The 13,297-nt window shown below is 54.3% G+C and carries 18 protein-coding genes; all 18 read right to left on the bottom strand.

All coding sequences use genetic code 11. The features are described 5' to 3' along the window. Positions 1–8 precede the first annotated feature (8 nt). The 18 genes from ACE5LO_RS03920 to spoIIIAA all read right to left on the bottom strand — a co-directional run bounded on the left by ACE5LO_RS03920 (position 9) and on the right by spoIIIAA (position 13,265). Positions 9–884: a polyprenyl synthetase family protein gene (locus ACE5LO_RS03920; RefSeq protein WP_375518791.1), complete on the bottom strand. Its 876-nt coding sequence runs from the start codon at positions 882–884 to the stop codon at positions 9–11. 26 nt (positions 885–910) lie between these two features. Beyond that, complete coding sequence (gene xseB / locus ACE5LO_RS03915; protein WP_375518744.1) at positions 911–1,168, bottom strand: exodeoxyribonuclease VII small subunit; 258 nt, start codon at positions 1,166–1,168, stop codon at positions 911–913. Beyond that, positions 1,158–2,522 carry an exodeoxyribonuclease VII large subunit gene (gene xseA, locus ACE5LO_RS03910; RefSeq protein ID WP_375518743.1) on the bottom strand — a complete coding sequence of 455 codons (1,365 nt, stop codon included), beginning with the start codon at positions 2,520–2,522 and terminating at the stop codon, positions 1,158–1,160. Before xseA ends, xseB begins: the two co-directional genes overlap by 11 nt. 11 nt (positions 2,523–2,533) lie before the next feature. Beyond that, positions 2,534–3,391: a bifunctional methylenetetrahydrofolate dehydrogenase/methenyltetrahydrofolate cyclohydrolase FolD gene (gene folD / locus ACE5LO_RS03905; RefSeq protein WP_375356559.1), complete on the bottom strand. Its 858-nt coding sequence runs from the start codon at positions 3,389–3,391 to the stop codon at positions 2,534–2,536. A 44-nt stretch (positions 3,392–3,435) separates the two neighbouring features. Next, positions 3,436–3,888, bottom strand: a complete 453-nt coding sequence (gene nusB / locus ACE5LO_RS03900; RefSeq protein ID WP_375518742.1) for a transcription antitermination factor NusB — start codon at positions 3,886–3,888, stop codon at positions 3,436–3,438. A gap of 163 nt (positions 3,889–4,051) precedes the next feature. Beyond that, positions 4,052–4,288: a DUF2273 domain-containing protein gene (locus tag ACE5LO_RS03895; protein ID WP_375356562.1), complete on the bottom strand. Its 237-nt coding sequence runs from the start codon at positions 4,286–4,288 to the stop codon at positions 4,052–4,054. A 14-nt stretch (positions 4,289–4,302) separates the two neighbouring features. After that, positions 4,303–4,842 carry an alkaline shock response membrane anchor protein AmaP gene (gene amaP, locus ACE5LO_RS03890; protein ID WP_375518741.1) on the bottom strand — a complete coding sequence of 180 codons (540 nt, stop codon included), beginning with the start codon at positions 4,840–4,842 and terminating at the stop codon, positions 4,303–4,305. A 71-nt stretch (positions 4,843–4,913) separates the two neighbouring features. Beyond that, positions 4,914–5,324, bottom strand: a complete 411-nt coding sequence (locus ACE5LO_RS03885) for an Asp23/Gls24 family envelope stress response protein (protein WP_375518740.1) — start codon at positions 5,322–5,324, stop codon at positions 4,914–4,916. A gap of 113 nt (positions 5,325–5,437) precedes the next feature. Further along, the gene (gene accC, locus ACE5LO_RS03880; protein WP_375518739.1) at positions 5,438–6,781 is read right to left on the bottom strand and encodes an acetyl-CoA carboxylase biotin carboxylase subunit; all 1,344 of its coding nucleotides are present in this window, start codon (positions 6,779–6,781) and stop codon (positions 5,438–5,440) included. A gap of 50 nt (positions 6,782–6,831) precedes the next feature. After that, positions 6,832–7,323, bottom strand: coding sequence for an acetyl-CoA carboxylase biotin carboxyl carrier protein (gene accB / locus ACE5LO_RS03875; protein ID WP_375518738.1), 492 nt, complete (start codon positions 7,321–7,323; stop codon positions 6,832–6,834). A 259-nt stretch (positions 7,324–7,582) separates the two neighbouring features. Further along, entirely contained in the window at positions 7,583–8,440 is an 858-nt protein-coding gene (locus tag ACE5LO_RS03870; protein ID WP_375518737.1) for a SpoIIIAH-like family protein, read from the bottom strand. 28 nt (positions 8,441–8,468) lie between these two features. Continuing rightward, entirely contained in the window at positions 8,469–9,104 is a 636-nt protein-coding gene (gene spoIIIAG, locus ACE5LO_RS03865; protein WP_375518736.1) for a stage III sporulation protein AG, read from the bottom strand. A 25-nt stretch (positions 9,105–9,129) separates the two neighbouring features. Next, positions 9,130–9,861, bottom strand: a complete 732-nt coding sequence (gene spoIIIAF, locus ACE5LO_RS03860; RefSeq protein WP_375518735.1) for a stage III sporulation protein AF — start codon at positions 9,859–9,861, stop codon at positions 9,130–9,132. A 96-nt stretch (positions 9,862–9,957) separates the two neighbouring features. Next, positions 9,958–11,139: a stage III sporulation protein AE gene (spoIIIAE, locus tag ACE5LO_RS03855; RefSeq protein WP_375518734.1), complete on the bottom strand. Its 1,182-nt coding sequence runs from the start codon at positions 11,137–11,139 to the stop codon at positions 9,958–9,960. A 12-nt stretch (positions 11,140–11,151) separates the two neighbouring features. Beyond that, positions 11,152–11,541 carry a stage III sporulation protein AD gene (gene spoIIIAD, locus ACE5LO_RS03850; protein ID WP_375518733.1) on the bottom strand — a complete coding sequence of 130 codons (390 nt, stop codon included), beginning with the start codon at positions 11,539–11,541 and terminating at the stop codon, positions 11,152–11,154. A gap of 9 nt (positions 11,542–11,550) precedes the next feature. Beyond that, complete coding sequence (gene spoIIIAC / locus ACE5LO_RS03845) at positions 11,551–11,754, bottom strand: stage III sporulation protein AC (RefSeq protein ID WP_375356573.1); 204 nt, start codon at positions 11,752–11,754, stop codon at positions 11,551–11,553. A gap of 12 nt (positions 11,755–11,766) precedes the next feature. Continuing rightward, positions 11,767–12,285: a stage III sporulation protein SpoIIIAB gene (gene spoIIIAB, locus ACE5LO_RS03840; RefSeq protein ID WP_375518732.1), complete on the bottom strand. Its 519-nt coding sequence runs from the start codon at positions 12,283–12,285 to the stop codon at positions 11,767–11,769. Continuing rightward, positions 12,279–13,265: a stage III sporulation protein AA gene (gene spoIIIAA, locus ACE5LO_RS03835; protein ID WP_375518790.1), complete on the bottom strand. Its 987-nt coding sequence runs from the start codon at positions 13,263–13,265 to the stop codon at positions 12,279–12,281. Before spoIIIAA ends, spoIIIAB begins: the two co-directional genes overlap by 7 nt. Positions 13,266–13,297: the final 32 nt, after the last annotated feature.

Here is a 13,297-nt window from a genome sequence, read left to right as displayed (position 1 = left end):
CAGTCAAGTCAGTGATCTCTTTTCATCAGGTAGTCAGCGATCTCCATCAAGCGCGCAGGATCGGGAATGGCGGTGTCAACAAGCGCCTGCTTGGCGGACTGTGTAAGCCTCTCAACCTCCCGCAAGGAAGCGTCCATTCCTACAAAATAGGGATACGTCACCTTCTGCTGCTGCACATCGCTCTGCGTCGCCTTGCCCAGCTTGGCTTCATCGCCGACAAGATCGAGAATATCATCCTGTATCTGAAAAGCCAGGCCCAGATCCCTTCCGAAACGGCGCAGCCCTTCAAGCTGCTCCACAGACGCTCCCCCGATACGCCCACCGGCCAGCAGAGAGAAAATGATCAAATCGCCTGTTTTATGCAGATGAATGAACTCGAGCTCCTGCAGCTGCGTGATTCCCTGCTCCCCGGCCATATCCGCTGCCTGGCCGCCGACCATTCCGCGCGCTCCGGCCATTTCAGCCAAATCCTCAACAATGGACAGCAGCCGCTCGGCTGGAACAGCATGGCGCCGGCCTGCCTGTACAATGCTGTAGAACGCATGCGTCAGCAACGCGTCCCCTGCCAGAATGGCCGTAGCTTCACCGTACACCTTGTGATTCGTCGGCTTGCCCCGCCGGTAATCATCATCATCCATGGCAGGAAGGTCATCATGGATCAGCGAATAGGTATGCACGATCTCCACCGCACAAGCAATCGGCATCGCTGCCGGTCTGCTGCCGCCAAACGCTTCGGCTGCCGCGATCACCAGCAGCGGGCGCAGCCGTTTGCCGCCGGCCATCAACGAGTAGTACATCGAGGCCCTGAGCGTTTCCGGAACCTCCCAATGCCCTGGAATAATGCGGGACAGCTCCCCCGACACTTCCGCAGCCGTGCTTTCCATGTATTCCTTGAAGCCTGACCTGCTGCTCAAGCACGTTCACCGCCACTTTCTTCAAAATCGGTCCCGAACGGCTTCGTCCGGGTTTCACCGTCTTCCTCCACGATCATTTCAATTTTGCGCTCCACCTGCTCCAGCTTCCGGCCGCACAGCTGTGACAGCTTCATACCGCGCTGGAACAGATCTATCGCCTGTTCGAGCGGAACATCCCCATGCTCCAGCTGTCCGACGATATCCTCAAGGGCCGCCATCGCTTCTTCAAAAGTCAGTTCTGTCTCATTCGCCATACTGCTTGTCGACCTCCTTCATTCCCCACACCTGACAGTCCAGCTGCCCGTCGCTCATTTTGACTTTGATTAAATCCCCGGGCTGAACGTCCCGAAGCGATTTGATAAGCCGTGCCTCCTGCTCGTCGTATACCAGACTGTAACCTCTGGCCATCACCTTCAAGGGGCTGAGCGCATCCAGCTGGCGCACCGTGGAGGCCAGCTGCTGCCTGCTGCTCTTGAGCATCCTGCCCGCCGCCGACAGCATTCGGCGCTCCGACTGCTGCAAGTCGCGCCTTGACGCCCGCACCTGCTCCCGCGGATTAAAGCGCTCAAGCGCATGCAGGAGCCGCGCGTTCTGCTCCTGATGCAGGCGCGTGCGGCTCGCTGCGGCCCGCTTCAGCCTGTCGCGCAGCATGTCCAGGCGCTCGGCATGCTGCAGCATGCGGCGCCTGGGATGAACCAGCACCGGCGAGCGCTGCAGCCTGGTCAGCCGCTCCCGTTCGGCAGCGACACGCTGCTTCAGCGCATTCCGCAGCCGCAGCTCGCGTTGCCGGACCTGGTCGGTAAGCTCGAACAAATGCGGCACCGCCAGCTCGGCAGCAGCGGTCGGTGTAGCGGCCCGTAAATCGGCCGTAAAGTCGGCAATGGTAAAGTCCGTCTCATGGCCAACGGCCGAAATGACCGGAATCGCGGATGAATAAATCGCACGGGCTACAATTTCTTCGTTAAAGGCCCAGAGCTCCTCCAGCGATCCACCTCCCCGCCCGACAATAAGCACATCCGCCTCCATCATCTCGTTCAGCTTGGCAATCGCTTTTACAATCGAAGCGGCAGCCCCTTTCCCCTGCACCAGCACCGGGTACAAAAGCACCCGCGCCTGCGGGTAGCGGCGCTGCAGTGTTGTTATAATATCGCGGACGGCTGCGCCGGTCGGGGACGTGACCACTCCGATTGTCCGCGGAAACCGCGGCAGCGCGCGTTTGCGCTCTATAGCGAACAATCCTTCCGCCTCAAGCCTTTGCTTGAGCTGCTCGTAGGCGAGATAGAGGCTCCCTATCCCGTCGGGCTGCATATGGGTGGCGTAAAATTGATACTGCCCGTCCCGTTCATAGACCGATATGTTACCACGCGCGATCACGCGCGAGCCCTCCTTCGGCACAAAGGGCAGGCGCTGGTTATGTGAAGCGAACATAATCGATTTGATGCGGCTGCTCTCGTCCTTCAAGGTGAAATACATATGTCCGCTTGAATGATGGGTAAAATTTGAAATTTCACCGCGAATCCACACATCGGACAGTATCCGGTCGGATTCCAGCTTCATGCGGATATATCTGTTCAATTCCTTAATTGAATATATTTTTTGCTCCGCCATGGCAGGCCGCCTTATTTCAAGCCGCGAGAGCGTTTGGCCGCGATCAGCGTATTTTTCATCAGCATTGTAATCGTCATCGGCCCGACGCCGCCAGGCACTGGTGTAATCGGCCCGGAAACTTCCTGTACGCTGGCAAAGTCAACATCGCCTGCCAGCTTGCCGTTGTCCAAACGGTTCATGCCAACATCAATAACGACAGCTCCAGGTTTGACGTAGCTGGCATCAATGAAATTGGCGCGGCCGATGGCTACAACAAGAATATCCGCTTGTCTGCACAGCTCGGCCATGTTGCTTGTACGGGAATGACACATCGTCACGGTTGCATTTTCACGCTGCAGGAGAAGAGAAACAGGCTTTCCAACAATATTGCTTCGGCCGATGACAACGGCATGCTTGCCGGCCATCTCTAGGCCTGTCCGCTTGATCAGCTCAATCACCCCTGCAGGTGTACACGGCAGCAGGCTGTCGTCCCCGATGACCAGATTGCCTACATTGACCGGATGAAAGCCGTCGACATCTTTATGTACAGCGATGGCGTCGATTACCGCCTTTTCCTCAATATGTCCGGGAAGCGGCAGCTGCACAAGAATGCCATGAATAGACTCCTGCCGGTTCAATCGGTCCACCAGTGCAAGCAGCTCCTCCTGCCCCGTATCCGCAGACAGACGGTGCACCTCGGAATAAAAGCCGAGATCATGGCAGGCCTTTTCCTTGTTTCTGACATAAACCTGGGAAGCAGGATCTTCCCCTACGAGAACAACCGCCAGGCCCGGCACCAGGCCCTGCGCTTTCAGCTCCTCTACTTCCTTTCTGATATCCGCGCGGATTTCCTGAGAAACTTGTGTACCACTAATCAACGGTGCTGCCATGTTCACACTCTCCCTCAACTCACTTAATAATTAGCCGCTCTATTTTAGACAAAACGGGATTTCAACTGCTCCAAATCCTGAATCAAACGCCCGAGAACGCCGTTAACGAATTTGCCGGACTCCTCGGTGCCGAAATGCTTGGACAGCTCAATCGCTTCATTGACGGCCACCTTGCCCGGAATGTCTTCACGGAAAATCATTTCATACGCTGCGAGGCGCAGAATCTGGCGGTCCACCCTGGATAATCTGCTAACCTGCCAGCCTTTCAAATAATCGGTGAGCAGGGTGTCGATGGCAGACCGCTGCTCCCAGGTTCCTGCAACCATATTGAGCACATATTGTCGCAGAGCGGCCTCGTCCTTCACGACGACCTCTGCTTCATTGTCCTCGGCCGCTTCCTGCAGCAGCATATCCACCGCTTCCTCCGCCTTCACCTCATTCATTTCCATATGGTACATGCTTTGTACCGCCAGTTCTCTTGCCAAACGTCTTTTCATGCATGCCTCCTACACTCTCACATAATCATCACAGTCAGACAGATTTTATCTTGCTGAAAACTCATACATTCCATAATCTAAAAAAAACCCGGTGAACGCAACTCCAAAACAACGGACGTAGACAAGCTGCGGCTCTGATTTTGGAGAATGCGTATCACGGGGTTCATTTAAAGGGCCGCTTGCGGTTGAAGATCCAGTCCCCGAGCTTTTTGAGTGGCTCAAAAACATCGAGTTTGGCATCAAACCTTTTACCCAGCGTGTATCCGATGAACACCAACAATGCAAAGATCAACATATCCAGTAAACCTGATACTAAATATACAATACCCAGGCAGATACCGCCCGCAATCCCCAAAATCCGTCCCTTGTACTCCAGCCATATTTCATTCCAGGTAGGCATTCTTAAAACCACCTCTATTCCACACGGCTCTTAAAGGCCGGTGACGCAGTGACATTTGCGATATACACCGACACGTTGGACACCGGAATGCCGGTAATTTCCTCCAAATGGTCATGAACAGCCTTCTGCATATCCGAGGTCAGTCCAGGAATGGAGGTGTCGCCCTCAACCACTGCGCGGATCGTAATATCCAGTCCTGATTCCGTTACCTTGACGCGTGATTTTAAATCGTTAACTCCGCGGAACCTGGAGACCGCTTTGAGACACAGGTTCTCAATCGTCTCGACGGAGATCTGGATATCCCCATATTCCGTACGCTGATCAATGGTCGGCTGGCTTTGCCGGCCGCGGCGGAAGGAAACAAAAATAAACCGGAGGCTGAGCAGAAACCAAATAATAGCGACCGTCAGCGCGATCGCCCACAGCCTCCTCCCATCCATGTTATCCAGCTGAGGCGGGAGAACGCCGCTCAGAAGGAGGATGGCAATAACGGATGCAATTCCGATACTCAAGCTGTATATAAACAGCAAAAGTCTATCCACAATTTTAGTCACGAACTGCACAGCCTCCTTGAAATTAGAGTAAACCCTCGACCCAAAGGTCGGGGGTTGTACGCAGAAAGATTTTATTTAACGCGGCCGGTAAGATCATTCTCTTCCGGAGTACGTTCTGCGTTCTTGAACTGGACGTCATGAATATGGACGTTCACTTCCACCACACTCAGACCGGTCATGTTCTCAATGGAACGTTTGACGTTATGCTGAATCAGGGAGGCCACCTCAGGCAGACGGTTGCCATATTCAATAATGACAGATACATCCACAGCCGCCTCGCGCTGGCCTACTTCCACCTTAACACCCTTGGACAGGTTCTTGCGTCCGAGCAGCTCGGCAAAGCCGCCTGCAAAACCGCCGCTCATGCCCGCGACCCCTTTGACCTCTACCGTAGCCAGGCCAGCAATGACTTCGATGACTTCAGGAGCAATCTGAATCTCACCAATTTCCGTTCTTTCAAATTCCGTTGGCATTGTACCCATAATTTACACACCTTTCGGTTAGCTAGGATCGTTGTAAGTCTGTAGACACAAGCGTACTTTAATCCATACTATATCATTTGGAAAACATGATGACAAACCTTTGCAGCAGGCGCTCAGACTTCATTTTCTTCAAGGAATTTAATATCAAAATTACCGTTAATGAACGTCGGATGCTCCAAAAGCCGCTGATGAAAGGAAATTGTCGTCGGAATGCCTTCGACAGCAAACTCCGAGAGCGCCCGCTTCATTTTGGCGATGGCGTCGTCGCGCGTCTGTCCCCATACGATCAGCTTGGCAATCATCGAATCGTAATAAGGCGGAATGCTGTACCCGGGATAAGCGGCGCTGTCCACCCGTACTCCCGGCCCGCCGGGAGGCAGATAAAAGCCGATTTTGCCTGGCGCCGGCATGAAGTTGCGGGCAGGGTCCTCCGCATTGATACGGCATTCGATGGACCAGCCGTTAATGACAACGTCCTCCTGCTTGAACGACAGCTCGTTGCCTTCGGCCACCGAGATCATCTCTTTGATCAGGTCCACTCCAGTGATCATTTCGGTCACGGGATGCTCTACCTGAATCCGGGTATTCATTTCCATGAAATAAAAGGAGTTGTCCGGACTCAGCAAAAATTCAAGCGTTCCCGCTCCCGAATACTGTACGGCCTTGGCCGCACGCACTGCCGCTTCGCCCATCTGCTGGCGGACCCCTTCAGACAAAATCGGGCAGGGCGCTTCCTCAACAAGCTTTTGTCGGCGGCGCTGCACAGAGCAATCCCGTTCGCCCAGGTGGGCAACATTGCCATGCTTGTCGGCAATGACCTGGATTTCGACATGCTTCATGCCTGTCAAATACTTTTCAAGATACACACCCGCATTGCCAAACGCCTTCTGCGCCTCCTGCTGCGCGGTCGTGATCTGCTGGATGAGCATCTCCTCGTTCTCTGCGATGCGGATGCCTTTGCCGCCGCCACCGGCTGTCGCTTTAATAATGATCGGATAGCCGATGTCACGGGCGATCATAACCGCTTCCTCCAGATTTTCCACCAGACCGTCGGAGCCAGGAATGACCGGTACGCCGGCATCCTTCATCGTCTGCTTTGCAACAGCCTTGTCTCCCATCTTCGTAATCGCTTCAGGAGAAGGACCGATAAAGGTAATATTGCAGGATGCGCAGATTTCGGCGAAGTCCGCATTCTCGGCCAAAAATCCGTAGCCAGGGTGAATGGCATCACATTCGGTCAGCGTAGCCACGCTCATGATGTTCGTGAAATTCAGATAACTGTCCTTGGACAAAGTCGGTCCGATGCAGTACGCTTCATCGGCAAGCTTCACATGAAGAGAGTCCTTGTCGGCTTCCGAATAGACCGCTACCGTCGAAATGTTCATTTCCCTGCATGCCCGGATGATGCGGACCGCTATTTCTCCACGGTTGGCAATTAATATTTTATGAAATTTCATGATTATTTATCCTCCTTAGAGAAGCAGCCGTACCAGACTGTGCAAACAGCTTACTCCGGCTTGACCAGGAACAGTGGCTGGCCGTACTCCACAAGCTGGCCGTTCTCCGCCAGAACTTCAACGATTTCACCTTTGACCTCGGCTTCCAACTCGTTCATCAGCTTCATCGCCTCAATGATGCAGACCGTCGTTTTCTCCCCGACCTTGTCGCCTGCGCTAACATATGGCGCCGCGTCCGGAGATGACGATCTGTAAAAAGTCCCTACCATAGGAGACACAATTTTATGTAAGTTGGACGCAGGTTCTGCCGCTTGCTCTGCCGCAGCGGTTCCGGCCTGCGGCTGCACTGCAGAACTGGACACGATCGCCTGTGGAGCCGCCGCATAGACAGGTGCCGCTGCCGGCGCCTGAACCGTTACAATCTCGCTCTTGCCTGGCTTGCGGATCATCAGACGTGCGCCTTCATTCTCAATCTCCAATTCCTGAACGGACGTTTCATCCACCAGCTTGATCAATTCCTTAATCTCGCTTAATTTAAACATCGCAATTATTCACTCCTTCAGCATTATGCCGGTTGCAGCGCATCTTCGCTCATGCCTGCCGATTATACAGAACCGGGTGCGCTGCCGCATGCTCTGCCCGCATCTGTGGCTTGGACAGCCTGACAGCTTTTTGTATTATATCACAATCGACTGAAATAGAAAGAGCGCGGAAAGCAAAATAAAAGATACCGATCAGCTGTCATCGGTATCTTTTATTTTTAACTGTGTATGGCGCATCCCGGTCAGGAGAGTGTGCCTGTTACTCGGACACATACTGAACTTTGATTTTGTCCTGAGTTACATTAAGCTCCTTCATGACTTTATCCACGATGCTTACAGCCTGCTTGGCATCCATTTTATCACTCAGCACAACCACTTTGTATACATCGTTATCCTCTTCCTTGACGACTGCGCTGGCAAACTGCTGCTCCAGTTCTTCCTCGAGGCCTGTAATTTTCGCCTGTTTGTCTTCAAGCGCCGTCAGCTCCTTCTGTGCCGCGACCGCTTCCGTGGAGGACTTGTCATTTATAGCTGCCATCAGCTCTTCCTGCTTTTTCTGATTGTTCACTTCGCGCTCGAGCAGATAACCGTCAATAACTGCAGCGGCCGTCTCTTTCGCTTCCGGTCCTGCTTGCTGCCCTGCCTTAACCTCTTCCAGCACCTGTTCGTCTGTCTTGGCCACTTCCGTCTGTTGTCCAGCGGACTTGGAAGAACCTTCCGTTCCAGTCGCAGCGGTTTGACCCTCTGTTCCCTTGGAAGCCTCTCCTTCTGTCGCTGCCTGCTCTGTTCCGGAAGCCGTATCATTCGATGCTGTATCATTGGATGCTGTATCGTTGGATTCTGAATCGTTTGAGGTTGTATTGCCGGATGCTGTTTGACCCGATGCTTCTTGACCGGATGCCGCATCTCCACCCTCCGTAACAACCTCATTGATTGTCAGCTCATCAGAGCCCCCGGTTCCGGGTGTTGCAGCTGTCCCGCCATCCATAACCTGTGTGCTGTCCGCAACCGGATCGGTGGCTGTGCCGGTGTCTTCCGTAAACAAGTAGTAGGCTGAAAGCACAACCATCAAGCTCAGCATGGAAACCAGCCAAATCGTTTGTCTTTTATTATTCATTCCAATACCCTCCTGCCTTTTCTTGTAATTACTGCTGCTTGCGCGGGACGACCGAGATGCGAGAGGAAGGGACGTTGAGCCCTTTTTGCACCGCATCCGTGATCAGCTGTTTGACCACCTGATTCTCCGCCCCCTTGGCGACAACAAGAACGCCTCTGACCTTCGGCTTGATTTTCTTCGTTATAATCGGTGTATTTCCTCCGCTGTTCTCATAAGTCACGATTTCACCATCCCGGGTAAACTGGGTTGTATGACGCTTGCCGCCGCTGGCGTCCGTCTCCTCCGTCTCCTCCTGGGTGTCCTTCGTGTTGCGCTGCACTACAATCTCCTCGGTTGAATCCACTGTTACCATGACATCTACCGCGCCTACACCGACAATTTGCTCCAGCATCGTCTTCATATTATCCTCAAATGTCTTCTCAACCTGATCGAAGGAACCGGCCTCCTCCGCAGCTGGTTCCAGCACCGGGCTGGTGTCTCCCGCCGGCGGCTCGCGCCCGACATTTTCGGGATCGATTTCCCTGACATTCACGAAGGAATTGAACAGCATGATCGCGACCCCGACCAGCCCCAGGATCAGCAGCCAGCGGAACGTGTTGAAGCGCTTCTGCCCACCTGGCCCCCCGCCGATCCAGCGCTCCCATATTTCCTTCCATTTCCCCAAGTCCTCATCACCTCCCATAACATGGTCATACTGCGTCCTCCGGGATCAGCACCTGAATCTTATCCCTGCCGATTCCCCATTCCTGATGAATCAGCTCTGCAATCTCCTCCGCTTTCCCGTCTGCCCCTGCCTGCTTCGTTTGCGGAACTGCTGCCTCTCCGCCTGTTGCTTCCACATCCTGCCCGATCCGGACTTCGATTTCCGTCTCCGGGACGGTCTGGACGGTGACAGGCTCAATGCTTTCAACTGCCTCTTCCCCATTCGCGGGTTTCCCCGGATCGTCAGCTGCAATTGGACCGGCCAGTTTTACTTTGACCGAGGCAATGCTTGTGCCCGTGCTCATTTCGCCTGCCGCCTGCTTATCCTGCGCAAACGCAACCTCCACCACCTGCACTCTTTCCCCTGTCTCCTGTTCGATCTGTCCCTTCATCTGCCGTGATACCTCGCCTGCTGCATATTGCATCGCAGTCTGCTCCTGCTTCCTCTGCATTTGCTGTCCCTGGGCCAGGATTCGTTCAAGACTCTGCTGCTGCCCGCTTTCAGTCCGTTCCTGGGCCAGGAAAGCCTGGCGCAGTTCAGCAGCCGGATTGCCGCGGAGCAGCTGTGCGATCGGGGAGATCAAAGTGAGCAGAATCAGCAGGCTCAGGACAAGCCGCACGTACCTCTCCATGGAGCGGCTGGGCAGAATTAAATCTACGAACGCGGCCAGCAGCACAATCATGACCAGATGCCTTAACCATTCGCCTAACCACGACATGACCGTTTTCCCCTTTTCCTTCCGCCATAACCTTTCCCGGCTTGAGCTTCAGCGCTCCTCTTCCAGGCTTGCGGCTTTTCCCTGCATACATTTTCCTCACCTCATCATAATGGTCATATTTCCAGCAGCCAGCATGATGGTGATCGCCAAGAAAGACATCAGCCCCACGGCGGCCACCGCTCCGAACACAAACAGCATGCTTTTCCCGACCGCCTGCAGGCAACTGACAATGGGTGTATCGCCAAGGGGCTGCATGATGGCTGCGGTCACATTGTAGATCAGTGCCAGCGTCAGTATTTTCAAAGCCGGAAAGGCGCACAAAAACAAAATGATGATGACTCCCGCCAAACCAATCGCATTTTTGACGAGCAGCGACGCGGAAATCACCGTATCTGCAGCGTCGGCGAGCGCCCGGCCTACCACCGGCACAAAATTGTTGGCGACGAACTTGGCGGAACGCAGGGTCATCCCGTCGGTCACCGATGAGGTCCAGCCCTGTACGGAGATTACCCCGAGGAATACGGTAAGCAACGTTCCCAGCAGACCTGCGGCAATGTTGCGGAGCAGATCCGCCAGTTGGGTAAGCTTGTATTTGTCGGATAAGGAGCTGACCAGATGCAGCAGTGCCGAGAAAAACAGCAGCGGAAACACGACGGTATGAATTATCGTGCTGATCGTATGAATCATGAATACAATCAGCGGATGTGTAACCGATACAGTCACCACATTGCCCATGGAGGCGAGCAGTGTGAAGAGCAGGGGCAGCATGGCCAGCATAAAATCGGTCATGCTGTCGATGGCGTTTTTGGCATATTGGATCGCTACACTGAAGCTGTTGATGGCAATGATGATAATGACCATGTAACACAGCGCATAGGCGACTTTGCTCACCTGGTTTTTCTCGAACGCCGTCTGCAGCGTTTCCATCACCATACTGAGAATGCTCAGCATGACAATAGTCACGAGCAGCTTGGCGTTAATGAGGATTTCATTCCAGAGAAACCCCCCGAGCGCAGCCATGACGCCCTGCATGCTGAACCCTTCTCCGCCCGGCAGCAGCATATCCATGAAGGAGGGCATCTTCTGCTGTGGAAAAAAGCCCCCGTATTGCTTCATAAGCCCGTCCCAGTACTGCTCCACCTCATCCTTTGGAAGCTCCTCGGCCTGCTGCCTGATCCAATCATTCGCCGGAGTTTCCGCCAGGATGATGCCCGCCGATGCGAACCAGAAGCAAATCAGCAGAATCCATACATTTTTCCGGCTCGGCATTACGCTCATTGCGCTCACCCTTTATGCAGGCATCAGCTTTAATATCGTTTCAATGATGATGCCGATAATCGGCAGGGCCAGCACCATGATCAGCACCTTTCCCGCCATTTCTATTTTGGTTGCAATACTTTCCTGGCCGGCATCCCTGACAATCTGTGCTCCGAATTCGGCGATATAAGCGATGCCGATGATTTTGAGCACGGTTTTGAAATAGATCATGTCCATTCCCGAGGAGCGTGCCAGCCGTTCCAGCATACTGACGACCGAATCTATTTTTCCGATCAGCATCAGGAAGATCAGAATGCCGGCACCTGCCGCAATGAGAAAAGCGAACAGCGGCTTTTGCTCCTTCACGACCAGAATCAGCACCGTGGCGATCAACCCGAAGCCAACAACCTGAATGATCTCCATATGTCTCACCTACTGGAACAGAAAAATCGATTTGATTTCCTGCAGGAGATTATCAAGCAGACGAACCACCATAAACAAAACGACAACAAAACCGATGAGAGTGACCCAATGCGCCATATCTTCCTTGCCCATTTGCTTCAGGACAGTGTGAATCATGGCAATGATGATCCCGATCCCCGCAATTTGAAAGATCGCGTTCACTTCTAAATTCATGCAAGCACCCCGCTAATAGATCAGTATGACGATCAGTGCTCCGATCAGAAGGCCAAGGCTTCTGCTCATTTTTTCATATCTGGCCTGATCTGCCAGTGCGGACGCTTCTTCGTGCTTTAGCTGCTGGGCTGCCAGCTCAATATGGCGCATCTGATCCGCACGGTCACTTGTCCCGAGACTGTATGCCAGCTGCATCATCGTGTCCTGCTCGGGTGCCTTCATCGCCGTGTGCCGCCAGGCCCTTTCAATCGCCTCATGCAGGCTTTCTCTCGCCGTCATGCCGGACGGGGGCAGCATGGATGCCGCCGCCTGCTTGAACATGGTCCTGAGCGGTTCTCTTAAAGGCTCGCCCGTTTGGGACAGGGCATCAGGCAGCGGTGTCACACCGTAAGAGATTTCAGTTGCAAGGCGCTGCAGCGCAAGGATCAGTTCCCTGATCTGCCGCGGCCTGTCTGCAAATTGCCTGGCCTTCAGCCATCCACCCACAGTCGCCGCCAGCAGAATCATCATGGCGCCGATCAGCTTCAGCATCCGCTGCTCCCCCCTTTGCCCGTGATGGTTAAAGCCAGCATCCGCTGCTTGGCATCGGCCGCGCGAAAGGAGATATGCGAGCCCTTGCGTTCAAGCAGAATGTACCGCTCAAACAGCGCCTGTCCTGCCAGTGCCTGGAACGCGGGTCTCCTTGACAGTTCGGACAAATCCCTGCCATGGGCGGAAGCGATGACGCTGATGCCGGCATGGAGCGCCTCCTGGATCGCCTCTGCGTCCTCGCTGCGACCGATTTCATCCACAACGATGACCTCGGGTGACATCGAACGAATCATCATCATCATGCCTTCAGCCTTCGGGCAGGCGTCCATGACGTCAGTTCGGGGGCCGACATCAAAGCCCGGAACTCCCTTATAGCTGCCGGCAATTTCAGAGCGCTCATCGATAATGCACACCTTCACCCCGCCGGGCGCATAACGCCTGCCCCCCGTCCCTGAGCTGAGCTGTCTTGCCAAATCGCGCAGCAGCGTCGTTTTGCCATGCTGGGGCGGAGACAGCACCAGCGTGTGCAGCACCCGGCCGGACCTTTCGTCAAGCACATATGGGAGCACCGGATCCGCTATGCCAGGGACGGCACGCGCAATTCTGACATTGAATCCGCTGATGTCCCGCAAATGCTCAACCTTGCCGCCGCTCAGCACCGCCCGGCCAGCTAGTCCGATCCGGTGTCCCCCGGGAATGGTAATGAAGCCTTTACGCAGCTCTTCTTCCATCGTGTACAGGGAGTGGTTGCTGATCAAATCAAGCAGACGGCTCGTATCCTCCTTGTCCGGCCGGTATGCTTCCCCAGGCTGCAGTGTCATTCTGCCACCGCGGGTCAGGAAGTGATGATCGCCACCAGCGTTGATTTCCAGCGGTCTATTCTCTCTGATCCGGACTTCTTCGAGGCGGTCGAACACGGTCTGCGGAAGTTTCCGGAGCATGCTTCTCACCGGTTCGGGAAAAAGATCCAACCAATCCATTGCCATTACGACCCCTCCGCTGTTGTGGTTAT

The organism is Paenibacillus medicaginis, assembly GCF_042138635.1.
Classification (GTDB): domain Bacteria; phylum Bacillota; class Bacilli; order Paenibacillales; family Paenibacillaceae; genus Paenibacillus; species Paenibacillus medicaginis.
Note: the sequence above shows the minus strand (reverse complement) of the source record. Positions and strands in the feature narration are given on the sequence as shown.